28 protein-coding genes are annotated in these 26,132 nt (G+C 59.9%); 19 read left to right on the forward strand and 9 right to left on the reverse strand.

Features of this window, described 5'->3' with window-relative positions:
* Window positions 1-7: 7 nt before the first annotated feature.
* The 7 genes from BI292_RS03475 to BI292_RS03505 all read left to right on the forward strand — a co-directional run bounded on the left by BI292_RS03475 (window position 8) and on the right by BI292_RS03505 (window position 7,530).
* The gene (locus BI292_RS03475) at window positions 8-892 is read left to right on the forward strand and encodes an SDR family oxidoreductase (RefSeq protein ID WP_101207000.1); all 885 of its coding nucleotides are present in this window, start codon (window positions 8-10) and stop codon (window positions 890-892) included.
* Between the two features lie 3 nt (window positions 893-895).
* Window positions 896-2,512: a geranyl-CoA carboxylase subunit beta gene (atuC, locus tag BI292_RS03480; protein ID WP_101207001.1), complete on the forward strand. Its 1,617-nt coding sequence runs from the start codon at window positions 896-898 to the stop codon at window positions 2,510-2,512.
* 24 nt (window positions 2,513-2,536) lie between these two features.
* A complete protein-coding gene (atuD, locus tag BI292_RS03485) occupies window positions 2,537-3,694 on the forward strand; it encodes a citronellyl-CoA dehydrogenase (RefSeq protein WP_101207002.1) in 1,158 nt (385 codons plus the stop codon).
* Window positions 3,691-4,488, forward strand: a complete 798-nt coding sequence (locus BI292_RS03490) for an enoyl-CoA hydratase/isomerase family protein (RefSeq protein WP_092279626.1) — start codon at window positions 3,691-3,693, stop codon at window positions 4,486-4,488. Before atuD ends, BI292_RS03490 begins: the two co-directional genes overlap by 4 nt.
* 111 nt (window positions 4,489-4,599) lie before the next feature.
* A complete protein-coding gene (locus BI292_RS03495; protein ID WP_101207003.1) occupies window positions 4,600-6,561 on the forward strand; it encodes an acetyl/propionyl/methylcrotonyl-CoA carboxylase subunit alpha in 1,962 nt (653 codons plus the stop codon).
* A 71-nt stretch (window positions 6,562-6,632) separates the two neighbouring features.
* Window positions 6,633-7,184: an exonuclease domain-containing protein gene (locus tag BI292_RS03500; protein ID WP_101207004.1), complete on the forward strand. Its 552-nt coding sequence runs from the start codon at window positions 6,633-6,635 to the stop codon at window positions 7,182-7,184.
* 61 nt (window positions 7,185-7,245) lie between these two features.
* Entirely contained in the window at window positions 7,246-7,530 is a 285-nt protein-coding gene (locus BI292_RS03505) for a pyrimidine/purine nucleoside phosphorylase (RefSeq protein WP_101207005.1), read from the forward strand.
* Window positions 7,531-7,610: 80 nt separating this feature from the next.
* On the opposite strand, the gene BI292_RS03510 is transcribed toward BI292_RS03505, so the two are convergent.
* Entirely contained in the window at window positions 7,611-8,417 is an 807-nt protein-coding gene (locus tag BI292_RS03510; RefSeq protein WP_101207006.1) for an MOSC domain-containing protein, read from the reverse strand.
* 191 nt (window positions 8,418-8,608) lie between these two features.
* Window positions 8,609-9,544: a chemotaxis protein CheV gene (locus tag BI292_RS03515; RefSeq protein ID WP_101207007.1), complete on the reverse strand. Its 936-nt coding sequence runs from the start codon at window positions 9,542-9,544 to the stop codon at window positions 8,609-8,611.
* A 443-nt stretch (window positions 9,545-9,987) separates the two neighbouring features.
* Here BI292_RS03515 and BI292_RS03520 point away from each other — a divergent pair, with 443 nt between their 5' ends.
* The 3 genes from BI292_RS03520 to BI292_RS03530 all read left to right on the forward strand — a co-directional run bounded on the left by BI292_RS03520 (window position 9,988) and on the right by BI292_RS03530 (window position 12,481).
* On the forward strand, window positions 9,988-10,458 hold the full coding sequence (locus tag BI292_RS03520) for a hypothetical protein (RefSeq protein WP_101207008.1): 471 nt from the start codon (window positions 9,988-9,990) through the stop codon (window positions 10,456-10,458).
* A gap of 473 nt (window positions 10,459-10,931) precedes the next feature.
* Entirely contained in the window at window positions 10,932-11,825 is an 894-nt protein-coding gene (locus BI292_RS03525) for a sensor histidine kinase (RefSeq protein WP_101207009.1), read from the forward strand.
* The gene (locus tag BI292_RS03530; RefSeq protein ID WP_101207010.1) at window positions 11,822-12,481 is read left to right on the forward strand and encodes a response regulator transcription factor; all 660 of its coding nucleotides are present in this window, start codon (window positions 11,822-11,824) and stop codon (window positions 12,479-12,481) included. Before BI292_RS03525 ends, BI292_RS03530 begins: the two co-directional genes overlap by 4 nt.
* Here BI292_RS03530 and yegS read toward each other — a convergent pair.
* Complete coding sequence (gene yegS, locus BI292_RS03535; RefSeq protein ID WP_101207011.1) at window positions 12,465-13,382, reverse strand: lipid kinase YegS; 918 nt, start codon at window positions 13,380-13,382, stop codon at window positions 12,465-12,467. The two genes, BI292_RS03530 and yegS, sit on opposite strands and share 17 nt — an antisense overlap.
* Before the next feature lie 233 nt (window positions 13,383-13,615).
* On the opposite strand from yegS, the gene BI292_RS03540 reads away from it, so the two are divergent.
* Window positions 13,616-13,885 (forward strand): hypothetical protein, encoded by a 270-nt coding sequence (locus tag BI292_RS03540; RefSeq protein ID WP_231987100.1) that lies wholly within the window; start codon window positions 13,616-13,618, stop codon window positions 13,883-13,885.
* Between the two features lie 67 nt (window positions 13,886-13,952).
* Here the strand turns inward: BI292_RS03540 and glp are convergent, their stop codons facing one another.
* Both glp and moaB read right to left on the reverse strand, forming a co-directional pair.
* Entirely contained in the window at window positions 13,953-15,179 is a 1,227-nt protein-coding gene (glp, locus tag BI292_RS03545; RefSeq protein ID WP_101207012.1) for a gephyrin-like molybdotransferase Glp, read from the reverse strand.
* Window positions 15,163-15,702 (reverse strand): molybdenum cofactor biosynthesis protein B, encoded by a 540-nt coding sequence (gene moaB, locus BI292_RS03550; RefSeq protein WP_092279602.1) that lies wholly within the window; start codon window positions 15,700-15,702, stop codon window positions 15,163-15,165. Before moaB ends, glp begins: the two co-directional genes overlap by 17 nt.
* An 81-nt stretch (window positions 15,703-15,783) precedes the next feature.
* On the opposite strand from moaB, the gene mobA reads away from it, so the two are divergent.
* Both mobA and BI292_RS03560 read left to right on the forward strand, forming a co-directional pair.
* Entirely contained in the window at window positions 15,784-16,386 is a 603-nt protein-coding gene (gene mobA, locus BI292_RS03555) for a molybdenum cofactor guanylyltransferase MobA (RefSeq protein WP_101207013.1), read from the forward strand.
* Window positions 16,387-16,463: 77 nt separating this feature from the next.
* Window positions 16,464-16,685, forward strand: a complete 222-nt coding sequence (locus BI292_RS03560) for a YgdI/YgdR family lipoprotein (protein ID WP_092279598.1) — start codon at window positions 16,464-16,466, stop codon at window positions 16,683-16,685.
* Window positions 16,686-16,764: 79 nt separating this feature from the next.
* Here BI292_RS03560 and BI292_RS03565 read toward each other — a convergent pair whose 3' ends face one another.
* The 3 genes from BI292_RS03565 to BI292_RS03575 all read right to left on the reverse strand — a co-directional run bounded on the left by BI292_RS03565 (window position 16,765) and on the right by BI292_RS03575 (window position 18,435).
* Window positions 16,765-17,655, reverse strand: coding sequence for a pseudouridine synthase (locus BI292_RS03565; RefSeq protein WP_101207014.1), 891 nt, complete (start codon window positions 17,653-17,655; stop codon window positions 16,765-16,767).
* 71 nt (window positions 17,656-17,726) lie between these two features.
* Window positions 17,727-18,047, reverse strand: a complete 321-nt coding sequence (locus tag BI292_RS03570) for a transcriptional regulator (RefSeq protein WP_092279594.1) — start codon at window positions 18,045-18,047, stop codon at window positions 17,727-17,729.
* A 151-nt stretch (window positions 18,048-18,198) separates the two neighbouring features.
* A complete protein-coding gene (locus BI292_RS03575) occupies window positions 18,199-18,435 on the reverse strand; it encodes a glutaredoxin family protein (protein WP_101207015.1) in 237 nt (78 codons plus the stop codon).
* A 212-nt stretch (window positions 18,436-18,647) separates the two neighbouring features.
* Between BI292_RS03575 and BI292_RS03580 the strand changes: the two genes are divergently transcribed.
* Window positions 18,648-20,360 carry a monovalent cation:proton antiporter-2 (CPA2) family protein gene (locus BI292_RS03580; protein WP_101207016.1) on the forward strand — a complete coding sequence of 571 codons (1,713 nt, stop codon included), beginning with the start codon at window positions 18,648-18,650 and terminating at the stop codon, window positions 20,358-20,360.
* Here BI292_RS03580 and BI292_RS03585 read toward each other — a convergent pair.
* Window positions 20,357-21,565 carry an ammonium transporter gene (locus BI292_RS03585; protein WP_101207017.1) on the reverse strand — a complete coding sequence of 403 codons (1,209 nt, stop codon included), beginning with the start codon at window positions 21,563-21,565 and terminating at the stop codon, window positions 20,357-20,359. The two genes, BI292_RS03580 and BI292_RS03585, sit on opposite strands and share 4 nt — an antisense overlap.
* 305 nt (window positions 21,566-21,870) lie before the next feature.
* Here BI292_RS03585 and BI292_RS03590 point away from each other — a divergent pair, with 305 nt between their 5' ends.
* The 5 genes from BI292_RS03590 to BI292_RS03610 all read left to right on the forward strand — a co-directional run bounded on the left by BI292_RS03590 (window position 21,871) and on the right by BI292_RS03610 (window position 25,603).
* Window positions 21,871-22,185 (forward strand): YqjD family protein, encoded by a 315-nt coding sequence (locus BI292_RS03590; RefSeq protein WP_101207018.1) that lies wholly within the window; start codon window positions 21,871-21,873, stop codon window positions 22,183-22,185.
* Between the two features lie 2 nt (window positions 22,186-22,187).
* Entirely contained in the window at window positions 22,188-22,577 is a 390-nt protein-coding gene (locus tag BI292_RS03595; RefSeq protein WP_092279587.1) for a phage holin family protein, read from the forward strand.
* Entirely contained in the window at window positions 22,574-22,915 is a 342-nt protein-coding gene (locus tag BI292_RS03600; RefSeq protein WP_092279584.1) for a hypothetical protein, read from the forward strand. The genes BI292_RS03595 and BI292_RS03600 overlap by 4 nt, the downstream gene beginning before the upstream one ends.
* Window positions 22,916-23,039: 124 nt before the next feature.
* Window positions 23,040-24,203, forward strand: a complete 1,164-nt coding sequence (locus tag BI292_RS03605) for an EAL domain-containing protein (protein WP_101207019.1) — start codon at window positions 23,040-23,042, stop codon at window positions 24,201-24,203.
* A gap of 68 nt (window positions 24,204-24,271) precedes the next feature.
* Window positions 24,272-25,603 carry a deoxyguanosinetriphosphate triphosphohydrolase gene (locus tag BI292_RS03610; RefSeq protein WP_092279580.1) on the forward strand — a complete coding sequence of 444 codons (1,332 nt, stop codon included), beginning with the start codon at window positions 24,272-24,274 and terminating at the stop codon, window positions 25,601-25,603.
* The last annotated feature ends 529 nt before the right edge of the window (window positions 25,604-26,132 follow it).

A 26,132-nucleotide genomic window follows, 5' to 3' on the forward strand; every position in this document is an offset into this window, starting at 1 on the left:
CGCTGCCATGGCTTACGACTCGATTTTCAAAGCCGATCTGTTCGCTGACCAAACCATTATTGTCACCGGCGGCGGCAGCGGCATCGGCCGTTGCACCGCCCACGAACTCGCGGCCCTCGGCGCCCATGTGCTACTGGTCGGGCGCAAGCCTGAAAAACTGCAAAACGTTGCTGCCGAAATCACTGAGGACGGCGGCAAGGCTGACTGGAAGGCCTGCGACATCCGCGAGGAAGAAGCGGTCAAGCGACTGGTCAGCGAGTTGATTGGCGAACACGGACCGATCCATGGTCTGGTCAACAATGCCGGCGGCCAATACCCCTCGCCGCTCGCCGCGATCAATCAGAAAGGTTTCGAAACCGTGATGCGCACCAATCTGGTCGGCGGTTTCCTGATGGCTCGCGAGGTGTTCAACCAATCGATGAGCAAACACGGCGGAAGCATCGTCAACATGCTCGCCGATATGTGGGGCGGCATGCCCGGCATGGGCCATTCCGGCGCATCGCGTTCGGGCATGGACAACCTGACCAAAACCGCCGCGGTCGAATGGGGTTTCGCCGGGGTGCGGGTGAATGCGGTGGCGCCGGGGTGGATCGCGTCCAGTGGCATGGACACTTATGAAGGCGCGTTCAAAGCGGTGATCCCGACCCTGCGCGAGCATGTGCCGCTCAAGCGCATCGGCACCGAATCGGAGGTCAGCGCGGCGATTGTATTTTTGCTCAGCCCGGCGGCGGCGTTTGTCAGCGGCAGCACCTTGCGCATTGATGGCGCGGCGAGCCTGGGCGGTCGGGCGTGGCCGATTCACAAGGCGCAGAACAGCGAATCCTATAACGGCTTCCACCGCGCGTACTTACCTGAAGTACTTCAGCCAGACATGCTCAAGGACAAGGAGTAAGCCATGCCGGTAATCCAGTCCCAGGTCGACCCGTTCAGCGCGCAGTTCGAGCAAAACCGCGCGGCGATGCTGGTGGGCATCGAGCAGGTTCGTCAGCTCGAACAGAACTTGCTGAACAAGGCTGCCGAGGCTAAAGACAAATTCGACAAACGCGGGCAATTGCTGCCGCGTGAACGCCTGAATCTGTTGCTCGATCCCGGCGCGCCGTTTCTCGAACTGGCGAGTCTGGCCGGCTATAAATTGCATGACGACAAGGACGGCAGCTCGGCCGGTGGCGGCTTGATCGCCGGGATCGGCTACGTGTCCGGCGTGCGCGTACTGGTGGTGGCAAACAACAGCGCGATCAAAGGCGGGACCATTTCCCCCAGCGGTCTGAAAAAATCCCTGCGCCTGCAACAGATCGCCATGGAAAACAAAGTGCCGGTCATCACCCTCGCCGAAAGCGGCGGCGCCAACCTCAATTACGCCGCCGAGATTTTCGTCGAAGGCGCGCGCAGTTTTGCCAATCAGGCGCGGATGTCGGCGATGGGGCTGCCGCAGATTACCGTGGTGCACGGCTCGGCCACGGCGGGCGGCGCCTATCAGCCGGGTTTGTCGGATTACGTGGTGGTGGTGCGCGGCAAAGCCAAGCTGTTTCTCGCCGGCCCGCCGCTGCTGAAAGCCGCTACCGGCGAGGTCGCCACCGATGAAGAATTGGGCGGCGCCGAGATGCATGCGCAAACCGCCGGCACCGCCGAATACCTCGCCGAAAACGATGCCGATGGCGTGCGTCAGGTGCGCGAAATAGTCGGCATGTTGCCGTGGAATGAGCAACTGCAGTGGTTACCCGAACGGCACTGGCAGGCACCGCTCTATCCCATCGACGAGTTGCTCGGGCTGATCCCGGATGACCCGAAAAAGCCCTACGACGTGCGCGAAATCATTGCGCGGATTGCCGACGCGTCGAACTTCCTCGAATTCAAAGGCGAGTTCGATCAGCAAACCGTCTGCGGCCATGTGCACATAGAAGGCCGCGCCTGCGGATTTATCGGCAATAACGGCCCGATCACGCCCAAGGGTGCAAGCAAGGCTGCGCAATTTATCCAGCTGTGCGACCAGAGCCAGACGCCGCTGCTGTTTTTCCATAACACCACCGGTTTCATGGTTGGCACCGAGTCGGAACAGCAAGGTGTGATCAAACACGGCGCGAAGATGATTCAAGCGGTGGCCAATGCTCGCGTGCCCAAATTGACCATCGTCGTCGGCGGCTCGTATGGCGCCGGCAACTATGCCATGTGCGGTCGCGGCCTCGACCCGCGCTTCATTTTTGCCTGGCCCAACAGCCGCACGGCGGTCATGGGCGGCGCGCAGGCCGGCAAGGTGTTGCGAATCGTCACCGAAGCCAAGCAGCTCAAGGACGGCCTGGTGCCGGACCCGAAAATGCTCGACATGCTCGAACACGTCACCGCGCAAAAACTCGACAGCCAGTCCACCGCGCTCTACGGCAGCGCCAATTTGTGGGACGACGGTTTGATCGACCCGCGCGACACCCGGACGTTGCTCGGTTACTTGCTGGATATCTGTCACGAAGCCGAAGTGCGACCGCTGCAAACCAACAGTTTCGGCGTCGCCCGGTTCTAGGTCGGCCCAAGGAGAACAATAAAAATGATCTTCACTCAGGAACACCAGGCCCTGCGCCGCACCGTCCGCCAATTCGTCGACCACGAGATCAATCCGCACGTCGAGGAATGGGAAAAGGCCGGACGTTTTCCGATCCACGAGATCTTCCGCAAGGCTGGCGATCTCGGTTTGCTGGGTATCTCCAAACCGGAAAAATTCGGTGGCATGGGCCTTGACTACAGCTATTCAATCGTCGCCGCCGAAGAGTTCGGCACTATTCATTGCGGCGGGATTCCGATGTCGATCGGCGTGCAGACCGACATGTGCACCCCGGCACTGGCACGGTTTGGCTCGGACGAGTTACGCGAAGAGTTTCTGCGCCCGGCGATCAGCGGCGAGCAAGTGGGTTGCATCGGCGTTTCTGAAGTCGGCGCCGGTTCCGACGTCGCCGGGCTGAAAACCACCGCGCGCAAGGACGGCGACGATTACGTGATCAACGGCAGCAAAATGTGGATCACCAACTCGCCAAGCGCCGATTTCATCTGCCTGTTGGCGAACACCTCCGAGGACAAACCGCACGTCAACAAATCGCTGATCATGCTGCCGATGAACACCCCGGGCATCAGCCTCAGCGGCCATCTGGACAAGCTCGGCATGCGCAGTTCGGAAACCGCGCAGGTGTTTTTCGATGACGTGCGCGTGCCGCAACGCAACCGCATCGGCCACGAAGGCGCGGGGTTCATGATGCAAATGCTGCAGTTCCAGGAAGAACGCCTGTTCGGCGCGGCGAACATGATCAAAGGCCTCGAATACTGCATCGACAGCACCATCGAATACTGCAAGGAACGCAAAACCTTCGGCAACGCGCTGATCGACAATCAGGTAATTCACTTCCGCCTCGCCGAACTGCAAACCGAAATCGAATGCCTGCGCGCGCTGGTCTATCAGGCCACCGAGCAATACATCAAAGGACAGGACGTCACGCGGCTGGCGTCGATGGCCAAACTCAAGGCCGGGCGACTCGGCCGCGAAGTCAGCGACAGTTGCCTGCAATATTGGGGCGGCATGGGTTTCATGTGGGACAACCCGGTGGCCCGCGCCTACCGCGATGTGCGGCTGGTCTCGATTGGCGGCGGCGCTGACGAAATCATGCTCGGGATCATCTGCAAACTCATGGGCATCCTGCCGGGGAAGAAGAAATGAGTAACCTGCCGGATTGCCAGACGCTGCTGCTCGAACTGCACAACGGCGTGCTGCACCTGACCCTCAATCGACCGCAAAGCCGCAACGCCATGAGCTTGCAGATGGTCGCCGAACTGCGCGCGGTGTTTGCCGCAGTGCGTGAAGACCGCAGCGTTCGCGCCTTGGTCATTGGCGGCGCGGGCGGGCACTTTTGCGCCGGCGCCGACATCAAGGACATGGCCAACGCCCGCGCCGAAGGGCCGGACGCTTATCGCGATTTGAACCGCGCGTTCGGTGCGCTGCTGCAAGAGGTGCAACACGCGCCGCAAGTGGTGATCAGCGTGCTGCAAGGTGCGGTGCTCGGCGGCGGATTTGGCCTGGCGTGTGTCAGCGATGTGGCGCTGGCCGATCATCAGGCGCAATTCGGTTTGCCGGAAACCAGCCTCGGATTACTCCCGGCGCAGATCGCACCGTTTGTGGTCCAGCGCATCGGCCTGACGCAGGCGCGCCGGTTGGCGCTGACGGCGGCGCGGTTCGATGGCGTTCAGGCAAAACGTCTGGGGCTGGTGCATTTTGTCGAGCATGATCCGCAAGCGCTGGCCGAACGTCTCGAAGAGGTGTTGGCGCATGTGCTGTGCTGCGCGCCGGAGGCCAACGCGCTGACCAAAAAACTGTTGCTGGCGAGCGCCGGCGAGCCAGCCGATGCGCTGCTCGATCAAGCGGCGCAGTGGTTCAGCGACGCGGTGAAGGGTGATGAAGGGGTCGAGGGAACCATGGCGTTTGTGCAAAAACGCAAGCCGGGGTGGGCGCCTTAAAAAGCTTCGCGGGCAAGCCTCGCTCCTACAGGAAATATATTCCTCTGTAGGAGCGAGGCTTGCCCGCGAAGAAGCCCTGAAATTCACCGCATAAACCAAGGGAAATCCCCCATGCCCGGATTCAACAAAATCCTGATCGCCAACCGCGGTGAAATCGCCTGCCGCATCCAGCGCACCGCCCAGGCTCTGGGCTATCGCACCGTCGCCGTGTTCAGCGATGCCGACGCCGATGCTCTGCACGTGCAAATGGCCGACCAGGCAGTGAACATCGGCGCCGCTGCGGTGCAGCAGTCCTACCTGAATATCCCGGCGATCATCGACGCCGCGCGCCGCAGCGGTGCCGAGGCAATTCACCCCGGTTATGGCTTCCTTTCCGAAAATGCCGGGTTCGCCCTCGCCTGTCAGCAGGCCGGCCTGATTTTTATCGGCCCCAGCCCGCAAGCGATCGAATTGATGGGCAGCAAACGCCTGTCGAAACTCGCCATGCTCGATGCAGGGGTGCCCTGTATCAAAGGCTATCAGGGCGCCGAGCAGGACGACGCGACCCTCAGCCGCGAAGCCGAAAGCATCGGTTATCCGCTGATGATCAAGGCCAGTGCCGGCGGCGGCGGACGCGGCATGCGCCTGGTGCACGAGGCCAGCGAATTGCTCGAACAACTGCGCACCGCGCGCTCGGAAGCACTGAATGGTTTTGGCAGCGCTGAACTGATTCTCGAACAGGCGCTGATCGATCCGCGCCACGTTGAAGTCCAGGTCTTCGGCGACCAGCACGGCAACCTTATTTACCTCGGAGAACGCGACTGTTCGATCCAGCGCCGCCACCAGAAGGTCATCGAGGAAGCGCCGTGCCCGGTGATGACCGCCGAACTGCGCCACGCCATGGGCGAAGCGGCGCTCAAGGCCGGACGCGCGGTGAATTACGTCGGCGCCGGCACCGTCGAATTCCTCCTCGATGCGCGCGGGCAATTCTACTTTCTGGAAATGAACACGCGCCTGCAAGTGGAGCACCCGGTCACCGAACTGATCACCGGTCTCGACCTCGTGGCGTGGCAGTTGCACGTCGCCGAAGGATTGCCCTTGCCGCTGAGTCAGGAGCAGGTGCAACTCACTGGACATGCGATCGAAGTGCGTTTGTACGCCGAAGACCCGGCCCAGGGTTTCCTTCCGCAAACCGGGCACATCAATGCCTGGGAACCGGCACTGCAAAGCGGCGTGCGGATCGACCATGGTTTGTTCGAGGGCCAGCAGGTCAGCGCTTTTTATGACCCGCTGCTCGGCAAACTGATCGCCCATGGCGCGACCCGCGAAGAAGCCCGGCGCAAGTTACTACGGGCCGTGCAGGACAGCGTTTTGCTCGGCGTGCAAAGCAATCAGCGGCTGCTCGCCAGCCTGCTGCAACACCCGCAATTCATCAGCGGCGAATTCAGCACCGGGTTTATCCCCACGCACTTTGCCGAGCACCCTTGCCTCCATCCTCATGTTGCAAGCGCCGAAGAATTGGCCCTTGCCACGGCGCTGCTGTACCAGGCCGGCGCGCAACAGCACCCTGCCCCGCGCGCCGGTTGGCGCAACAACGCCAGCGTGCCGCTGCACTATCGCCTCGGCGCCGAAGAGCAAAATTGGACGGTGGAGTTGCACGCCGTCGCCGACGAGCCGTATCGCTTGCAGGTCGGTGAGCGTGCAGTGGACCTGCAGATCGTTCACAGCGATGGCCGCTGGGCCACCGTCGAGATCGATGGCATGCGCCAGCGTCACGCCTATCGTCTCGATGGCCGACAATTGTGGCTGTTCACCCGCCCCGGCAGTTTGCGCCTGGAAGATCGCACGCAATCAGCGGTCAGCAGTCAGGCCAGCGTCAGCTCCGGCACGCTCAAGGCACCGATGGACGGGGCGATTGTCGATGTATTGGTCAGCGAGGGCAGCACGGTCAGCAAAGGCCAGCTGCTGGTGGTGCTGGAAGCCATGAAAATGGAGCATCCGCTGAAATCCGGCATCGACGGCGTGCTCAAACGCTTGCAGGTACGGGTCGGCGATCAGGTAAAAAATCGGCAGATTTTGCTGGAGGTCGAATAACGCGCTAGGCGGATGCGTCGGGTTTGGCTACGCTCAAGCCCAATCAAGACGCGGATACCAGGAACCCTGCAATGCCTCACTGGTTGGTCATTGATCTGGAAGCCACCACCGATGAGGGCGGCTGGCCAGTCACAGAGATGGAAATCATTGAAATCGGTGCCACGCTGGTGGACCGCAAGGGTCGCGAACTGGACCAGTTCCAGCGTTTCGTGCGCCCCACGCGGCGACCGTTGCTGACACCGTTTTGCCGGGAACTGACGCACATAACCCAGGCCAATATCGACAGCGCGCAGCCGCTGACCGAGGTCTGGGCGGCGTTCGAGCGCTGGCTCGGCCAGCATCATCCACGCGTGGAGGGCTGGGCCAGTTGGGGGGATTACGACCGGCAACAACTGGTTCAGGAATGGCAACGCCTGCAACTCTCGAGTTTTTTGAGCCAGGTGCCGCACATGAACCTCAAGCAGCGTTTCGCCAAGGCGCGGCGCCTGGACCGGCCGCTGGGGCTTAATGGCGCACTGCAACTGGCGGGCATGCAGTTCACCGGGCAGCAGCATCGGGCACTCGAAGATGCGCGTAATACCGCGCGATTATTGCCGCTGGTTCTGCCCCTTCAGGAAAGGTGACGAGTCCCGGGGCCTTGTGCATACTGGCCGGCCCTTTCAAGCCCTTTTCGAGGAATCGCCCATGTTTAAAGTCAACGAGTACTTCGACGGCACCGTCAAGTCGATCGCCTTTGGCACCGCTGAAGGTCCGGCGACCATCGGCGTCATGGCCCCGGGCGAATACGAATTCGGCACTGCGCAACGCGAAATCATGCACGTCGTCACCGGCGCCCTGAGCGTGAAACTGCCGGACAGCACCGACTGGGAAACCTTCGCCGCTGGCAGCCAGTTCAACGTGCCGGCCAACAGCAAGTTCCAATTGAAAGTCGCGGTCGACACCGCTTACCTGTGCGAATACCGCGGCTGAACCCACGGGTTTCACAGCGACAAAAAAAATGCCCGTGTCTTTGGACACGGGCATTTTTCTATTCCGGGGCAGTGATTTGTTTATTCGAGGATGGTCACCGGCATGCCGACTTCCAGGCGACCGTTGCCGTCATTGACCAGGTTCTGCCCGAACATCGCGCCGTCGGCCTGAGCCCGGTATTTTTGCAGTGTCGCCAACGGCTCGCGATCGGTGCTGCGTTCGCCGGTCTGCGGATCGATCGTGGTCAGGATGCATCGCGAACATGGCTTGACCACGCGGAATTCGACATCGCCGATACGAATGCGCTTCCAGCCGTCCTCGGCAAAAGCGTCGCTGCCCTCGATCACCAGGTTGGGTCGAAAACGCAACATTTCCAGCGGCCGCCCGACCTTGCTCGACAAGTCTTGCAGCGACGCCTGGCCAATCAGCAACAGCGGAAAACCATCAGCGAACGCCACTTGGTCATCGTCTCTGCCGTAACCGGACTGGGTGGTGCGCGCGCGATCCAGCGGAATCTGCACCAGCCGCGTCGGTTTGCCGATGAATTCGCTGACCCAGGCTCCGGCCTCGTCCCCGGCATCCGGCACGCGCAGGGTGTCTTTGAAGATGGTGATGCCGCGCAGTTCCGCGTCGGCGCTCGGCAGGCCAATGTTGATCGTTGAATGCCCCGGAGCGTTGAGGGTCAGGCCGCCGTCGGCATTCCACAGTGCCGACAACTGGCTCATCTGCCCGACCGTGCGCTGGGTCAGAAACCGCCCGCTGGCCTCGTCGACCAGCATCCAGCGTCGATCACCGTCCAAACCCAGCTTATCGAGGCCGATCTGTTGCAGGGCCTCAGCCTTGGCGGATTTCAACGGATAACGGTAAAGCGCGCTCAGACGCAGCATGGCCAGCTCTCGGGTGATCCAAACGCCACCCTATACGAGCTTCATCAGTGAATCAAAGACTGAAAACCGCACGCGAGAAAAAACCTTGTAGGAGCGAGCCTGCTCGCGATGGCGTCGGGACAGTCAACACTGATGCTGAATGTAATAACGCTATCGCGAGCAGGCTCGCTCCTGGATGGCCTGTGTTTTTGTCAGGCGGACACTTCGTCGAGCATCAGGCGCTGGCGCACCACGTCGACGAGTTTGTCCGGCTGGAATTTGGAGAGGAAGTTATCGCAGCCGACCTTCTTCACCATCGAGTCGTTGAAGCTGCCGGACAGCGACGTGTGCAACACCACATAGAGGCCGCGCAAACGCGGGTCGTTGCGGATTTCCGTGGTCAGGCGATAACCGTCCATCTCCGGCATTTCCGCGTCAGTGAAGATCATCAGCAACTTGTCAGTCATGACCACACCGGTGTCGGCCCAAGCCTTGAGCATGTTCAGCGCTTTCAAACCGTCGCTGGCGATGTGCATTTTCACCCCCAACTGGCCGAGGGTGTCGCGCAATTGCGAGAGCGCCACGTTGGAATCGTCGACCAGCAGCACTTCACGACCGCGCGCGCGTTCCAGCACCGGGTCATCGAGTTTTTCCTTGGACACCTTGGCGTTGTACGGGACGATTTCGGCGAGGACTTTTTCGACGTCGATGATTTCCACCAACTGCTCATCGACCTTGCTGATCGCGGTCAGGTAATGCTGGCGGCCGGCGCTGGTCGGCGGCGGCAGGATCGCTTCCCAGTTCATGTTGACGATGCGGTCGACGCCGCCGACCAGAAACGCCTGCACCGAACGGTTGTACTCGGTGACGATGATAGTGCTGGTCGGACTCGGCACCAGCGGACGCATGCCGATCGCCTGCGACAGGTCAATCACCGGCAGCGTCTGTCCACGCAGGTTGACCACGCCGCAGACGAACGGGTGACGCTGCGGCATCAGGGTCAACTTCGGCAGTTGCAATACTTCCTGAACCTTGAACACGTTGATCGCGAACAATTGCCGTCCGGCCAAACGGAACATGAGAATTTCCAGGCGATTCTCACCCACCAGTTGCGTGCGTTGGTCTACCGTGTCGAGAATGCCGGCCATCAATGACTCCTGGGCTTGTTCGAATGAATTCACTAAAGAGGGTTATCGGCTGTTATTGCCGGAGCTTGACCCTCTTACAAAATGCCACGCACGGGCATTGATGTCACATTAACATCATGGTTTACTGGCGCCGCAATTTCATCTGCCTCATCCCCTCCCCGGCGCGACCACGGTTTGCACGTTGAGTTCCCCTGTGTAAGGGATTCCCCTAGAAACGATCAGGCCCAACCTGATGTTCGCAATATCCAATAGCCATTAATGTGACGCCATTCTCATTGCATGAACGGAGTCAGGCTTTTGTGTGCGATCGCAGTTCAGTGGCCCTCCACGCTTTCGAATTATCCGGAACACGCAACCGCGTGCCGAATTTCGCTTGCGCGACAGCGGGCGATTATCGCCACACACGACATTCCCTCATCTGACATGACGTGGTGGAGCTAAGCATGCCTTACGACCCTAAAGAAGGCGCTCAACGCGTTTGCGATTTTCTCGTCGAGGCTGGAATGCTGCTGGCCAAGTCCGAAGAATGTTTCAGTCATTTGCAATTGATCAGCAATGACGCGGACGCCATCGACTGCATGCTCAGCACCCTGCTGAAGCTGGCGAACAAGGCTGATGCGCTAGGGCTGCAAGCAATCTCCGAATTTTCGCTGCACATTCATGGTTTGCTCAACCATGCCCAACAGCACACCGCCCTGCATCAACATGCCCTTGAGGCATTGAAAGACTGCTTGACGCTGCTGGCCTGGCAACTCGAACTGGTCGATCCCGTCACCGGCCAATTGAGCCTCGATGACAGCGAGCAGAACGCGCTGATCGAAGCCTTCGCCTATCAGGTCGGACAACGGCGCTTTCAAGCTCAGGCACACGCCAAACCGCTGACTCTCGTGGGCTACTCAGGGCGCCAAGCCTGACATTCGCCGCCCAATGACCTCTCCTGTGATTGCGCGAACTTGAAGCATTTGGCGCAATTTCATTCTCGCCAACCACACATCACACATTTTATTTGTAGGCACTGTCCGTCAGACCTCAGGTAATACCTGATTGCCTTACATTTGATGGCAACCGTCATCTCTTCGCTTAAACAAAACCCAACTTGTCCAATATGGAACTAACGTCCAACTCAGCGGCATTTTTGACTGTTTGGACATATATACCAACCGCGACCAACGGTATGTTAAGTGGTAGTATGCCGGCGATTAGTTGACTTCAATTAATGGCACATTGACTCCTGACAGGCGCAGTCCGCAGGTTTCCCGGACGGCATCCCGCCCGGCGTTTTTGCCCGTTGAAGTCTGCGATTTATCCTGACCGTTTTTCCCACAGGGGCCCGTCAGCCAGCGTTGACCGGTCTGCCCGCAGCGAACATTCATTGGCTCCATCCGCTATGTACGCCAGCCTCAAGTCAATCACCACGTGGCCACCCTCCCGCGAAAACGCGCGACGGTTCACGCTCTTGCTGTGTGCCGCTTCAGCATTCGGCAGCTTGCTGGTTTATGGACTTTCCGCGCACTTGCCCCTGCCATTGTTGTTGCTCAACATCGCTGCGTTGACGTGTGTCTGGGTTGGCCATCGTATATCGCGCAAGTCGATCAAGTTCCAGCCGCAGGAATTGGCCGACAAACTGCTGCAAGTCCAGGAAAACGAGCGGCATCGACTCAGTCGCGAACTGCACGACGATATCGGCCAGTTGCTGACGGCGGCAAAACTGCAGAGTGAATGGCTTAAACGGCGCATGCCCGAAGACCTGCAAGGGCAATGTTCGCTGCTCTGCGAAACCCTTGAAGAAACCCTGACCAAGGTCCGCGACGTTTCCGCCATCCTCAATCCACGGCAACTGGCCAGCCTCGGCCTGGAAGCCAGCCTTCGCGCGCATCTGCTCAGGACGCTGGCCAACACGTCGGTGCACTGGAGCCTGGAATGCCACCAGCGGCTGACCGGTCTTCCGGAAGAAATGGCCGTGACCGCGTTCCGGATTACTCAGGAAGCGGTGACCAATATACTGCGCCACGCCGAGGCGAAAAATTTGCTGGTGCGTGTGCAACGCTTGCCCAAGGGCCTGACGCTGCTGATCAGCGATGATGGACAAGGCTTTGCGCCAGCGGCCAACCCCGGGCGCGAGGGGCAACGTGGAATGGCCGGGATGTCGGAACGGATCGATCAGTTGGGCGGGACGTTGACCGTGACCAGCGAGCCGGGCAAAGGCACTCAAATCGAAGCACTTCTGCCCTGGGCGCCGCGCGCGCTCGAGCGGGCCAGTACGAATAAGGTTATGCGTTGACTTGTAACTTACTTCTGGTTGATGACCATTCACTGATTCGGGCCGGCGTGCGCGCCTTGGTCCTGGATATTCCCGGTTACGCCGTCGTCGGCGAGGCCAATGACGGCTCGCAACTGCTGGAGATGGTCGAACAGCTGTCGCCGGACATTATCTTGCTGGATATTTCCATGAAGGAAACCGGCGGCCTCGAAGCGTTGCAGCGGCTGAAACTGGTGCGCCCGCAAAGCAAAGTGCTGATCCTTTCGATGCACACCGATCCGAGCCTGATCATGCAGGCGCTGGAGTCGGGCGCGCACGGTTATTTGCTCAAGGACACCACCGCCACCGAGCTCGAACACGCGCTGGAAGCCTTGCGCAATGACGAGCGCTACCTGAGCCCGGCGATTGCCCACACGGTGATCAATCAGGCACTGACGCGCAATCAGAAGCACCAGCCAGCCGTGCCGGACATGCACAATCTGACCGCACGCCAATTGGAAATCCTTCGCCTGATCGTGCGCGGCAAGTCAACGCGGGAGATCGCCAACGGGTTGGGCCTGAGCATCAAAACCGTCGAGACCCACCGCTCGCAGATCATGAAACGCTTGCAGATCTACGACGTGGCGGGCCTCGTGCTGTTCGCGGTGCGCGAGCAGATCATCAGTCTGGACGACTGATCTGAGTCGATGAGCTGAGCAAAGGCGAATTCGCCGGCAAATGCACGCGCAACGCCGACGGACGTGCCTCGAAACGCAAATTCTCGCCTTCCAGCGGTTCGCCATCGAGGTTGATGTGCAGGCCTTCCGCGACTTTGATCTCGACCCACGGCAACCGCGCCCGCACGAACATATTGTCGATACCAAAACCATCCGCCAGCAGGTTGCGCAACGTGCCGACCACCTCTTGCGGCGCGGGCAGAATACTGATGTCCAGCAGCCCATCGTCGACTACAGCCTCAGGACACAACACGCGACCGCCGCCGGCCTGACGACCGTTCCCGATGCCCAGCGCCAGCAGTTCGCCACTCCAGTGGAAATCCGGCCCTTGCAACTCGCCATAGGCGGCATGCAACTCGCTGAAACGCGATAAGCCGGTGAATAGGTACGCGGCGCCGCCGAGGATCTTCTTCAGGTCTTCCGAGGTATTGGCCGTGACATTACTGCCAAAACCACCGGTAGCCATGTTGAGGAAAACCTGACCGTCGACGGTGCCCAGATCGATCGCGCTCGGCGGGCTGTCCAAGAGCGCCAGCGCTTCGGCCGGTTCCAGGGAAATTCCGGCAGCGCGGGCAAAGTCGTTGGCCGTGCCCAGCGGCAGCAGCACCAGACTGGCCTCGCTGGAATGCGCCGCCAATGCTTCGGCGATATCGCGCAACGTGCCGTCGCCACCACCGGCGATGACCTGCGTGTACCCGGCCGCCAGCGCTTCGTCCACCAGGCGCGCGGCATCACCGCCCTCCCAGGTCAGCCGCACGGCCAAGTCCCAGCCTTCTTCGCGCTTGGCTACAACCGCCGCGCGCACATCCTCGTTGAGTGCCTGCTTGCCATGCAGAATCAACAGCGCCTTGCGCTCACCCATTGCCATCACTCCCATGATTGGAATCCGTATGAAATATATTGACCTCTGCGCCACGCAAAAAAGTCGGCATAACTTGAATTAATTCAGGGGCGCGGCATGGCAGGTCCTACAAGGCGGTATTTTTTCTTACAAAACCTGACGAATTGGCCTAATTGACCGACCTCGGTGATTGGTACACCTTGGGCGCCAGACGCCTCAGTCTTCACAAAACAACCCACAAGGATGTGCAGCCAATGAGTACCACTGTTTTAAGAAACCAGCAGTCTGAATTCAACAACAGCAATGCAAAACCCAATGGAGCAGCTGATATGGAACCGCGCGTCGTGGAACTGGAGACACACCTCAAGTACATCCGCAGAGATATGGAAGAAGTGCGTGGCGACGTCAAATCGATCAAACACCGACTGGCTTACTCGGCCGGCGCTATCGCAGTCATGCTCGGGCTTGTGGGATGGATCGCCAACAGCCGGTTCGATCACATACTGACACTTCTGGCCAACTGACCGGCCGAGGTGAAGGGCTCAAGTGACGCAAGGCCCGGCGGCTTAACCGGACCCGCGTCGACACGCATCAGGCCAGCACTTCACTCAGTGGAATGAAGTTGACCCAGTCACCTTCAACCAGCGTGCGGTCCTCCAGCACTTCAACCAGGCCCTCGGCCCACGCTGCGCTGCGCAGGACGCCGGAGCTCTGATTGCGATAGATGATGGCTCGTCCGTTTTCGAGGCGACCGCGCAGGTATTCCCTGCGATTGCCAGCCTTGGGCCAGACGAACCCTGCCGGCACCTGAAATTTCAGCGGCTCGACGTCTGCCACGCCCTGACGGCGCAACAGATAAGGCCGGGCCAGCAACGCAAAGGTCACGAGGGTCGATGCCGGGTTGCCCGGCAAACCAATCACTGGCACGCCACGGAAATGTCCGAACGTCAGCGGTTTGCCGGGTTTGATCGCGAGCTTCCACAAGGTCAGTTCGCCCTCCTCGCGCAAGGCGATGCCGAGGAAATCGGCTTCACCCACCGAGACACCACCGGTGGACAGAATCAGGTCGACATCCGCCAGCTCACCCAGACGCTGGCGGGTAATCTCCAGATCATCCACGAGGATGCCGGCATCAATCACTTCACAGCCCAGACGCTGCAACCAACTGCAGAGCAACACACGATTGCTGTTGTAGATTTGTCCGGGGCCCAAGGCTTGGCCGGGCTCGACCAGCTCATCGCCGGTCGACAGCACCGCAACACGGACCTTGCGCACCACCTCCAGCTCGGCGCATCCCAGGGATGCCGCCAAGCCTTGCTCGATGGGTCCGAGACGCGTGCCGGCGGACAAGACCAATTCGCCGACCGTGGTCTCCTGACCTTGCGGACGAATGTTCTGGCCGGGGGACATGGCCTCGGTGAAACGCACGCGCTCATCTGCGAGAACCTCGGCGTTTTCCTGCATCTCGACGCAGTCGGCGCCGGCAGGCACGGGAGCGCCGGTGAAGATTCGGGCACAGGTGCCGGGTTGCAGGGGTTGCGGCGCCTGACCGGCGAAAATCCGCTGGCTGACCACCAGCGGTTCGCCGCCCCAGTCAGCCGTGCACAAGGCATACCCGTCCATGGCGCTGTTGGGCCATGGCGGCAGGTCCAGCGTCGAGATCAGATCGTCCGCCAGCACCCGCCCTTCAACCTGCGCCAACGGCAAGCGTTCACGCTCACGAATCGGCGCCGCTTCGGCCATTTCCAGCAAACGCGCCAACGCTACCTCGACCGGCAGCAAACTGCCGGTCTTGCCCGGCTTACCCGCGGGATTCACAGGGAGCCGCCTGTTTCAGATGAGGGACAAAATTGCACGGCCGGTGCCGCGAATCGAGTTGTTCGGCAAGAATGCCATCCCAACCGGTACGCACAGCGTTGGTCGAACCCGGCAGGCAGCAGACCAGCGTGCCGTTGGCCAGACCGGCCAATGCGCGCGATTGCACGGTCGACGTGCCGATGTCGGCCACAGAGATCTGCCGGAACAATTCACCAAAACCATCGACCTGTTTATCCAGCAGGCAGCTCACCGCTTCCGGTGTGCTGTCGCGACCGGTAAATCCGGTGCCGCCAGTGATCAGCACGACTTGCACCACGTCGTCGGCAATCCAGGTCGCGACTTGCGCACGAATTTTGTACAGGTCATCTTTGAGCAACACCCGCGCCGCCAGGTTGTGTCCGGCCGCGCTCAGGCGGTCAACGAAGACCTGGCCCGAGGTGTCGGTTTCCAGGGTACGGGTGTCACTGACAGTCAGCACCGCGATGTTCAGCGGCGCGAAAGGTACATCAGCCTTGGCTTTCATAGGCTCGTCCAGTTGTAGGGGAAACAGCCCGGTGTTATATCACAGCGCCCGGTTTTTTCGCCGCCCCCAAGGAGAGCTGTCATGACTTCGAATTCATCCCTGCCGCCCTGCTCGATTCTGCTGCTGGCGGGCGGGCGCGGCCAGCGCATGGGAGGTCAGGACAAGGGGCTGATCGAATGGCATGGCGAACCGTTGATTGCGCATCTGCAACGCAAGACCCGCGGGCTGAGTGACGACCTGATCATCTCCTGTAACCGCAACCAGGAAAAATACGCGCCGTATGCCGATCAATTGGTTGGCGATGACCTGGCTGATTTCCCTGGCCCGCTGGCGGGAATTCGTGCCGGTTTGAAAGCCGCGCGCCATGCTCATTTGCTGGTACTGCCCTGCGATGTGCCGCGGATCGATGCCGCGCTGCTGCACGGCATGCGTGAAAACGCCGCAGAACATCCGGACAAACCGCTGATGTTGCGCCACGGCGACCATTGGGAACCGCTGCTTTGCATTATTCCCGTGGCCCTCGCGCCGGCATTCGAAAAAGCCTGGAACGAAGGCGAACGCAGCCCCGGCAGAATCATGCGGCAACTGGGCGCCACAGCCCTGCAATGCCCGGACAATGACCCTCGGCTGGCGAACCTGAACACACCAGACCTGTTAAGTGCACACAACACTGTGTCAGACTGACAAGAGAAGGAACTTGCGTGCATCGCATACGTCTACAAGCTCAGTAATCAAAAGTATTCATTTTCGGAGACACACTCATGACTCAACGGACCCTCGCCACTTTCATGCTCGCACTGGGCCTCGCTACCCTCGCTGGTTGCGCATCGCCAACCGTGCTTACCTTGAATGATGGTCGTGAAATCCAGGCCGTCGACCAGCCGAAATACGACGAAGAGTCGGGCTTCTACGAGTTCGAACAGTTGGACGGCAAGCAAACTCGCATCAACAAGGATCAGGTTCGTACCGTTAAAGAGCTGTAATCTTTGCGGCGACAACCCGATACGAAAAAGCCCGCTGAATGCGGGCTTTTTCATGCCTGAAAGAAAGTCTCGGCAGCCATCACCACTGCAAGGTGATGGCGCTCTCGAAACTGCGTTCCTCACCGGTGACCGGATCAACGAAACGCAATCCCTGAGCCAGCAGTTTCAAAGGATTGGCATAGTCATCCTCGACATCCTTGAGCACCTGCGGATAGAACGGGTCATTGCAAATGCTCGCGCCCAGCGCGGTCATGTGCACCCGCAACTGATGCTTCTTGCCGGTCACCGGGTACAAACCGTAGCGCCAGAGCTCGCCGTTTTTTTCCCTGACCTCGACCGCCGTCTCGGTGTTGCTCACACCCGGACCTTCCTGCATGCGGAAGAACGGTTCGCCATCGACCAGCCGACTCTTGTGGATCAACGGAAACGACAATTCGGGTAATGCCGGAGCAATCGCCTCGTAACGCTTTTCGATTTGTCTGGTAGGAAACAGTGACTGGTACGCCGAACGGGTTTGAGGATTGGCAGAAAACAACACCAGCCCTGCCGTGTGCCGATCGATGCGATGCAATGGCACCAGATGCGGGTTATCCAACCGATGGATCAAGCGCCGCAGCAAGGTCTGTTCGACGTATTCGCCCGCAGGCGTTACTGGCAGGAAATGCGGTTTATCCGCGACCACCAAGTGCTCATCGGCGTAAAGAATCGTCTCGACCACCGGAATCGGTTTTTCATCCGGCACTTCACGGAAGTAGTGAATGCGCAGGCCTTCCTTGTAGGGCAGATCCAGCGCAATCGGCAGGCCTTGGCCGTCGAGGACACGTCCGCGCGCAATGCGATCCAGCCATTGCTCGCGACCGATGGCACGGAAGTGCTCGCACAGGCAATCGAGCACAGTCAGCCACGGGCCCGGTGGCAAATAGAGGGTGCTGGCCTGGCTGTGCGCCGCGGAAAAACTTGTAGTGGACATTCGAACGCTCTAACCCTCGATACAGAGCGGCATTATCCAACAGCCGCCAGATCGAACCTAGCGCAGATTCTTCACGCCGGGATCGATTGCGCGCGCGCCGCCGCTTCGGTGAACTCCTTGAGCCAGCGCAAGACATCCACCGCCTCCCAGCGACCTGGATCGTACAGCGCGTACAACAGACCTTGATAACCCACGACGTCGAGTTGCCGGTGATAACCCGCGCGCTGGAACAAGGCTTCGATCTCGGCGAAGCAAGTGTTGAAGTGCAGCTTGTTGAAAGGGGTTTTACCCTCGGTAACCAGGCCATCCAGACGCAATTCGGCCACCGCATCGCGCACCACATCGACCGACATCCGGTTCACGCTGTTCTTTAATTGTTCGACATTGACCACGGCTCATCCCTCTGACTAGCGGGATCACCTGGCCGAATCCAAACAAGAGGGACGCAAGGCAGGCAATCCGAATAACTGTACGAACATACAGTAACCGAATAACCCGTTTTGCGCCAACCGAGGAATCCAGCGCCGCGACGGATGGAACCGCCTAGCGCAAAAACGCGACCACTTGCGCGGCATCGAACGGCCAGTCAAGTTCGGCGCCGTTATCCAGACGCCGCAGCACCGGAATACGCAAACCGTAGTCCTCGACCCAGGCCTCGTTTTCCGCGATATCGACCAGCTCCACCATCAATCCGTGCTCGACCAAGGGCATTAATTCTTTTTCGGCAACTTCGCAGAGATGGCAACCCAAGGTGCCGAACAGCTGACATTCAGGAGGCATGACAAATTACCTGGAAAATTAGGCTTTCATTCTAGGCCGCGCATTCGCGCTGAGCCAGTCGCCATAGGGCGTGGAGAGGTCCTGGCGATCAATTTCAAAAGGTTTCGGCAATTCCCTGACTCACATCATTAGCACTGATTGCGCAATCGGCGATGCTCGGCACTTTTTTACCTCTACGCTTGGGTAGCTCAACCCTGTCATCGGAGTTTCAAGTGTTTGCCAACCTGTTGATCATCCTCGCCTCCTCGCTGGTGGTGATTGCCCTGTTTCGCCGTTTGCGTTTGCCGCCGGTGCTGGGCTACCTGTGCGTGGGATTGATGGTCGGGCCGACGGCTTTCAATTGGGTGAACGAAAGTGAAGAACTGCCGGACCTCGCCGAACTCGGGGTGGTATTCCTGCTGTTCTCGTTGGGGTTGGAGTTTTCGCTGTCGAAGATGCTCGCCCTGCGCCAAGTGGTGTTCGGCCTCGGCAGCCTGCAGGTGCTGCTTTGCGCGACGGCGCTGGGCGGCTCGTTGATCCTCTTCGGCATGGCGGTAACCCCGGCGCTGTTGCTCGGTGCAGGGCTGGCGTTATCGTCGACAGCGATTGTCAGTAAGGAACTGAGCAGCCTTGGCGAGATTTTCAGCAGCCACGGCCAGAATGCGATTGGCGTGTTGCTGTTTCAGGACGTGGTGGCGGTGTTGCTGCTGACTCTGGTTCCGGTGTTCGCCGGTCATGGCGAGCAAGTCTGGTATCTGGCGTTGCCGCTGACGCTCGGCAAAACCGTTCTACTGTTCGTCGGCCTGCTGCTGGCCAGTCGCTGGCTGCTGCCGCGCTTGTTTCAGGAAGTCGCAGCCTCGCGCTCCGCCGAGCTGTTTGTGCTGCTGGCGCTGGTCATCGTGTTGCTGACCGCGTGGCTGACGCACCTGCTCGGACTCTCCCCGGCCCTCGGCGCGTTTCTCGCCAGCATGCTGCTGGGCGAGAGCCATTATCGGCATCAGATCGAGGCCGACATCCGCCCGTTCCGCGACATATTGCTCGGGTTGTTTTTCGTCAGTATCGGCATGTTGATCGACTTGCAGCTGTTTGCCAGCGACGGCCTGCTCATCCTCGGCATGACCCTCGGTCTGCTGATGATCAAGGGCAGCGTCGTCGCGCTGCTGGTGAAATGGCGCGGCAGCGACAGCGAAACCGCTTGGCGCAGTGGTCTGGCATTGGCCCAGGGTGGCGAATTCTGTTTTGCCTTGATGGCGCAAATGCAGCAGAACCAGATGATGCCTGCGGACCTCGGTGGTTTGCTGCTGGCGGCGACGTTCTGCTCGATGCTGGTCACGCCGCTGTTATTGCGCGCCGCACCGACGATCGCCGCACGCCTGCACCGTAAACCCAACGAAGAAGCCAAACTCGATGAAATCACTGCGCTGACTGCCACGCTGCAGGGCCACGTGGTGATTTGTGGTTACGGACGCGTCGGCCAATCCATCGGCCGTTTCCTGCACAACGCGCAACAGACCTACATCGCTTTGGACAACGACCCGGTACGCGTTCAACAAGCCACCGCGGGCGATAGCAGCGTGCATTACGGCGACTCGCGCCGCGGCGAATTGCTCGTCGCTGTCGGTCTGGAGCGCGCGCGGTTGCTGGTTATCGCCGTGGATAATGCCGACATCGCCCTGCTGGTGCTCAAGGAGGCACGCCGCTGCAACCCAAGCGTGCCGATTCTGGTGCGCACCCGCGACGACAGTTATTCGGCCGATTTGAAAGCGGCCGGCGCCACTGAAGTGGTGCCCGAGTTATTGGAGTCGAGCCTGATGCTCGCCTCGCATGCGTTGATCATGCTGGGCCTGCCGGCGCATCAAGTGCAGGAGCGCGTCGATCAGGTCCGGCATGATCGTTATCGCCTGCTGCACAAGTTTTACCCCGGCGCCGAAGATGAAGAAAACTAGTCCTGGCTCACCGCGCCGATCTTGTGCACCGACAAGTCCGCGCCGTAATACTCCTCTTCCTGACTCAGGCGCAAACCATGCAATGCCTTGATCGTGCCGTACACCGCAAAACCGCCGGCCAACGCCACGAAGACGCCGACCGAGGTGCCGATCAACTGGCTGATCAGGCTGACGCCGCCCAATCCGCCCAACGCCGATTGACCGAAAATGCCGCAGGCAATCCCGCCCCAGACGCCGCACAAACCGTGCAACGGCCAAACGCCGAGGACATCGTCGATACGCCATTTGCCCTGAGCGGCGGTGAAGCACCAGACAAACAATGCCCCGGCGATTATGCCGGTGACCAGTGCGCCGACCGGGTGCATCAGGTCGGAACCGGCGCAGATTGCTACCAGCCCGGCCAGCGGGCCGTTGTGCAAGAAGCCGGGGTCATTGCGGCCGACGATCAACGCCGCGACGGTGCCGCCGACCATGGCCATCAGCGAGTTCACCGCCACCAGGCCGCTGACGCCTTGCAGGGTCTGCGCGCTCATCACGTTGAAGCCGAACCAGCCGACAATCAGAATCCACGAGCCCAGCGCCAGGAATGGAATACTCGACGGCGCGAACGCCACCAGTCGCCCATCGCGATAACGTCCCTGCCGTGGCCCCAGCAACAGCACCGCCGCCAGCGCCAGCCAACCGCCCATGGCGTGCACCACCACCGAGCCGGCGAAGTCATGAAAACTGGCGCCGAAGCGTTCGAGCAACCAAGCTTGCAAACCGTAGTTGCCGTTCCAGATCATGCCTTCGAAAAACGGGTAGATGAACGCAACGATCAGCGCCGTCGCGCACAATTGCGGAACGAAGCGCGCACGCTCGGCGATGCCCCCGGAAATGATCGCCGGGATCGCCGCAGCAAAGGTCAGCAGGAAAAAGAACTTCACCAGTCCATAGCCGTGATCGGCAGTGAGCACCGCCGCCGGTTGCATGAAAGTCACACCGTAGGAAATCCAGTAGCCTATAAAGAAATAGGCCAAGGTCGAAATGGCAAAGTCGCTGAGGATCTTCGACAAGGCATTGACCTGGTTTTTCTGGCGCACCGTGCCGACTTCCAGAAACGCAAAACCGGCGTGCATGGCCAGCACCATGACTGCACCGATCAGAATGAACAACGTATTGGAGCTATGGACCAGCGTGGCCACAGCGCTTTGCAGATTTTCCATGGGGTTGGCAGACCTGAAGGCTAAAAAAGCACCAAAGCAGTTCGCGCGGTCATTCAGTGCACCAAGTTGCGGCCAAGTGCGATCAACGTATTGATTGCAATGAACCGCTTTGGCGCACAAGGTCACAACCTTTGCGCGGGTTTCGATTATTTGAGTTATGGTTTTGCTCAAATCATGCCCAGCAACAGCGCAACGGCGCGGGCTGACGCACCATGGCATAGCAAATGTTGTACCAGTCATTTGTAGTGAACCTTCACGCAAGGCTCATACTCGAACGCATCAGAAGTCACTTACGGAGATTCACCATGGCCAGCATCAAGGCAAAGACTGCTCAAGAAATCCTGATGAACGATTTTCAAACCCTGGTCAGCGATACCGAACGGTTGCTGGAACACACGGCGACCCTGGCCGGCGATCAGGCTGACGAGTTGCGCGAGCAGATCCACGACAGCCTGCTGCGTGCCCGCGAAACCTTGAAAGTCACCGAAGATTCCCTGCGCCTGCGCGGTGAGGCTGCCGTCGCTGCTACCGAAGCATACGTTCAGACCAACCCATGGCAATCGGTCGGGATCGCCGCCGGCGTCGGCTTCCTGATTGGCCTGTTGGCCACGCGGCGCTGATTATGAATATCGGCGAATCCGGCTCGTCCGCGACGGGCACAAGCTCCTCACCGCGGCGCCTCGGTGCCGCTTTTCTAGGGTTGCTGCACAGTCATGTCGAGTTGTTCGGCATCGAACTGCAGGAACAGAAAGCACGCACCGTCAGCCTGCTGCTGTTTGCCGGCCTGGCGCTGGTTTTTGCCTTGCTGCTGCTGGTGGGGCTGTCGACGCTGGTGATGATCATTTTCTGGGACACCTATCGTCTGGCCGCAATCATCGGGCTGTGCGTGTTCTACACGCTGGCGGCGATTTTCTGCGCGATGCGCCTGAAAGCGGCGATCTTCGATGAGTCCTCACCCTTCCACGGCACCCTGGAAGAATTGGCCAATGATCGGGAGCGCCTGCTGCCATGAGCCTGCCTAACCAGCCCCACAACAGTTCGCGTACCGAAATGCGCAAGGCGTTGATCCGTCTGCGCATGGAAATGCACCGCCAGGAAATCCGCCAGGAATCCCGGCAACTGCTGCAACCCCTGCAGCGGGTGCGCGGGATGACGCAAAACTTTCACGAAGGTTTCGGCATCAAGCACGCTCCGCTCTGGGGCATGGCCGCTGTGACTCTGCTCGGTTTCCTGACCGGCAAAGGCGCGAAAAGCGGCGGCGTCAGCAGCGTAACGCGCCTGGTTCGTCTGGGCACCACGCTTGGCCCGTTGATCAAACTGGTCATGCAGGGTTCCTCGCGCAAACACTGATTGCCATCATCTGGCTACATTCTTGCAATACCACCTGGATGAACCTCTTTATCGAGAGGTTCAATCCTGCGTGCCTACTCGGCGCCGGGTCCATCCAGACATAACCCCTTACTAAGGAGGCCTCGTGATCGACGGGCAACCGCTCGCCTGCTTTCAGCCGTTCATCGATACCGCCACCGGCCGTATCGCGGGCGTCGAGGCCTTGGGTCGACTGCGTCAGGCCGATGGCCAACTGACTTCGGTGGGGCCGCTGTTCGCCGACCCACGAACCCCGGCCATCGCCCTGCGCCGCCTCGATCGACAGATTCGTGACAACGCCCTGAGCCGTCTGCACGAAGCTCCGCAGGAATGGTTTCTCAGTCTGAACATGTCACCACGCTGGATCAGCCGCTTGCGCCCGGATCAAGCCTTGCCGAGCCTCAAACAACTGGCGCGCAACGGCGTCGATCCGCAGCGCATCGTTTTCGAAATCACCGAACTCGGCGGCAACAGTCAGCGCCTGGCTGAAGTGGTCGCGCGTTATCGCCAGGCGGGTGCGCGAATTGCCATCGACGATTTCGGCGCCGGTTATTCGCAACTTGATCGAGTGTTGGCGCTGCAACCGGACATTCTCAAACTCGACATGCGCCTGTTTCAGGCTGCCGCACTGGGCGGGCCGAGCAGCGAAGTGGTCAAGGCACTGGCGCAGATGGCCGAGAAAACCGGTTGCTGGATCATTGCCGAAGGCGTGGAAACCGAGGCGCAATTGAATTTCGCCCTCGAGTGCGGCTCTCGTTACGTGCAAGGCTTTTTGTTTGCCCGCGCGCAAACCGATTTCTTTGCCACCGATGCGTTTGTCGAGCAATTCGCGCAACTGCGCCAACGCTACGTGCAACGCAAACTGGTTGAGCGCGGCCAGCTGATGCACAGGCGCCGGCAGTTGGTCGAATTGATGGCGATCCTGCAGGACTGGGCGCAGACCCGCGCGCCGCTGCACGCGTTGCCGCAACTGGATGCTTTTCCGTGGCTGCTGCGCTTTTACCAGTGCGACCGCCACGGCACGCAACTGACGCCCAACCTCGAGTGGCGCAACAATTGTTGGGAAGCCGACAACCGCTATCTGGGCCATAACTGGTCGTGGCGGCCGTACTTTTATCACCTGCTCGCCGAAGGTTGGGACGAGCGTCGGCTGACGCTTTCCAACACTTATCGCGACGCCACCAGCAACCAGTATTGCCTGACGGCAGGTCAGTTTTTCGACAATGGCGAACGCTTGCTGCTGATCGACATCGACGCCGCCGGCCTGTAGTTCCGCTTGCAGCCATCGGGGCGAGACAGGACACTGGGCCATCAGTCACTAGACGGAGACAAACAGCCTTGGATTGGCAAACCCTGCTTACCCGCGAACGCCTCGGAAAGACCCTGCACAGCCCCGAAGAACTCGGCCGCAGCCCCTTTCACAAAGACCACGACCGGATCATTTTCTCCGGCGCGTTCCGCCGCCTCGGCCGCAAGACCCAAGTGCATCCGGTGTCGAGCAACGACCACATCCACACGCGCCTGACCCACTCGCTGGAAGTCAGTTGCGTCGGCCGTTCGCTGGGCATGCGCGTCGGCGAAACCATTCGCGGCGCCCTGCCCGACTGGTGCGACCCGAGCGATTTGGGCATGGTCGTGCAATCGGCCTGCCTGGCGCACGACATCGGTAATCCGCCGTTCGGCCACTCCGGCGAAGACGCGATCCGCCACTGGTTTCAGCAAGCCGCCGGGCGTGGCTGGCTCGATGCAATGAGCGAAGTCGAGCGCAACGACTTCCTCAATTTCGAAGGCAACGCCCAGGGCTTCCGTGTACTCACGCAGCTGGAATATCACCAGTTCGACGGCGGTACGCGGCTGACCTACGCGACCCTCGGCACCTATCTGAAATACCCGTGGACCGCCAAACACGCCGATTCGCTGGGTTACAAAAAGCACAAGTTCGGCTGCTACCAGAGCGAACTGCCGCTGCTGGAGCAGATCGCGCACAAGCTCGGCCTGCCGCAACTGGAAGACCAGCGTTGGGCGCGGCATCCGTTGGTGTACCTGATGGAAGCCGCCGATGACATCTGCTACGCGCTGATCGACCTCGAAGACGGCCTGGAGATGGACCTGCTGGAATATGCCGAAGTCGAATCGCTGCTGCTCGACCTGGTAGGCGACGACATTCCGGAAACCTATCGCCTGCTCGGCGCGCAGGATTCTCGCCGGCGCAAACTGGCAATCCTGCGCGGCAAAGCCATCGAGCACCTGACCAACGCTGCCGCCCGCGCCTTCGTCGAGCAGCAAGACGCCTTGCTCGCCGGCACATTGCCGGGTGATCTGGTCGAACACATGCACGGCCCGGCCAAGCGCTGCGTGCTGAATGCCAAGGACATGGCGCGCAAGAAAATCTTCCAGGACAAACGCAAGACGCTGCATGAGATCGGCGCCTACACCACGCTGGAAATTCTCCTGAATGCGTTCTGCGGCGCGGCGCTTGAACAGCACAACGGGCGCACGCCGTCGTTCAAAAGCCGTCGCGTCCTCGACCTGTTGGGCAATAACGCGCCCGATCCGCACGGCCCGCTGCATGCCTCATTCCTGCGGATGATTGATTTCATCGCCGGCATGACCGACAGCTACGCCAGCGAAATGGCTCAGGAAATGACGGGCCGCTCGGTCCACGGGTAAAAAACTGCGGATCAGCCGTGTCAGATATTTCTGACCGGCTGATTGCCGCTGTCAGACCTTCAACCGGTTTTCAACGTTCGTTGAATCGCCCCTCGTTATTGCGCCCGGCAAATGCACCGAATAACTGCCTGCCATCCTCAATCAATAGTGCGAACTGCCTCACATTATTTGATTGCGCCGCTCTCCGGAAACAGTCAAAAGCGCGCCGAAGGCCAACAAAGTAGCCTTATCGGCATACTACGGAAACAATCTGACGCTAGAAACATGTTGACCTTCGCAGCCACATGAGAAGCCATGTAACTTCAGACAATGATGTTGCGCGGTCAAGTACAGTATGTAACTTGCCCTACAGGGCTTATCGTTTTCCGATTACACAATCAGAACTTTTACTTCCCTCATGTAAAACCTAGTTAGCACGTAGCCCCTTTCTTTTTCAATTGTAGGAATTGTCCTATATTGCCGCTATAGACCCGTCAGTTCATGCGCCCCCTCATTTAACTGAGCTAAGGTGCGGCCTTTATTCGCGAAC

Source organism: Pseudomonas sp. 43NM1 (assembly GCF_002836905.1).
GTDB lineage: Bacteria > Pseudomonadota > Gammaproteobacteria > Pseudomonadales > Pseudomonadaceae > Aquipseudomonas > Aquipseudomonas prosekii.

Bases quoted from the DNA above. Each gene is read 5' to 3' on its own strand.
- BI292_RS03475 (WP_101207000.1), top strand. From the start codon at position 8: ATGGCTTACGACTCGATTTTCAAAGCCGATCTGTTCGCTGACCAAACC.
- atuC (WP_101207001.1), top strand. From the start codon at position 896: ATGCCGGTAATCCAGTCCCAGGTCGACCCGTTCAGCGCGCAGTTCGAG.
- atuD (WP_101207002.1), top strand. From the start codon at position 2,537: ATGATCTTCACTCAGGAACACCAGGCCCTGCGCCGCACCGTCCGCCAA.
- BI292_RS03490 (WP_092279626.1), top strand. From the start codon at position 3,691: ATGAGTAACCTGCCGGATTGCCAGACGCTGCTGCTCGAACTGCACAAC.
- BI292_RS03495 (WP_101207003.1), top strand. From the start codon at position 4,600: ATGCCCGGATTCAACAAAATCCTGATCGCCAACCGCGGTGAAATCGCC.
- BI292_RS03500 (WP_101207004.1), top strand. From the start codon at position 6,633: ATGCCTCACTGGTTGGTCATTGATCTGGAAGCCACCACCGATGAGGGC.
- BI292_RS03505 (WP_101207005.1), top strand. From the start codon at position 7,246: ATGTTTAAAGTCAACGAGTACTTCGACGGCACCGTCAAGTCGATCGCC.
- BI292_RS03510 (WP_101207006.1), bottom strand. From the start codon at position 8,417: ATGCTGCGTCTGAGCGCGCTTTACCGTTATCCGTTGAAATCCGCCAAG.
- BI292_RS03515 (WP_101207007.1), bottom strand. From the start codon at position 9,544: ATGGCCGGCATTCTCGACACGGTAGACCAACGCACGCAACTGGTGGGT.
- BI292_RS03520 (WP_101207008.1), top strand. From the start codon at position 9,988: ATGCCTTACGACCCTAAAGAAGGCGCTCAACGCGTTTGCGATTTTCTC.
- BI292_RS03525 (WP_101207009.1), top strand. From the start codon at position 10,932: ATGTACGCCAGCCTCAAGTCAATCACCACGTGGCCACCCTCCCGCGAA.
- yegS (WP_101207011.1), bottom strand. From the start codon at position 13,382: ATGGGTGAGCGCAAGGCGCTGTTGATTCTGCATGGCAAGCAGGCACTC.
- BI292_RS03540 (WP_231987100.1), top strand. From the start codon at position 13,616: ATGAGTACCACTGTTTTAAGAAACCAGCAGTCTGAATTCAACAACAGC.
- moaB (WP_092279602.1), bottom strand. From the start codon at position 15,702: ATGAAAGCCAAGGCTGATGTACCTTTCGCGCCGCTGAACATCGCGGTG.
- mobA (WP_101207013.1), top strand. From the start codon at position 15,784: ATGACTTCGAATTCATCCCTGCCGCCCTGCTCGATTCTGCTGCTGGCG.
- BI292_RS03560 (WP_092279598.1), top strand. From the start codon at position 16,464: ATGACTCAACGGACCCTCGCCACTTTCATGCTCGCACTGGGCCTCGCT.
- BI292_RS03565 (WP_101207014.1), bottom strand. From the start codon at position 17,655: ATGTCCACTACAAGTTTTTCCGCGGCGCACAGCCAGGCCAGCACCCTC.
- BI292_RS03575 (WP_101207015.1), bottom strand. From the start codon at position 18,435: ATGCCTCCTGAATGTCAGCTGTTCGGCACCTTGGGTTGCCATCTCTGC.
- BI292_RS03585 (WP_101207017.1), bottom strand. From the start codon at position 21,565: ATGGAAAATCTGCAAAGCGCTGTGGCCACGCTGGTCCATAGCTCCAAT.
- BI292_RS03590 (WP_101207018.1), top strand. From the start codon at position 21,871: ATGGCCAGCATCAAGGCAAAGACTGCTCAAGAAATCCTGATGAACGAT.
- BI292_RS03595 (WP_092279587.1), top strand. From the start codon at position 22,188: ATGAATATCGGCGAATCCGGCTCGTCCGCGACGGGCACAAGCTCCTCA.
- BI292_RS03600 (WP_092279584.1), top strand. From the start codon at position 22,574: ATGAGCCTGCCTAACCAGCCCCACAACAGTTCGCGTACCGAAATGCGC.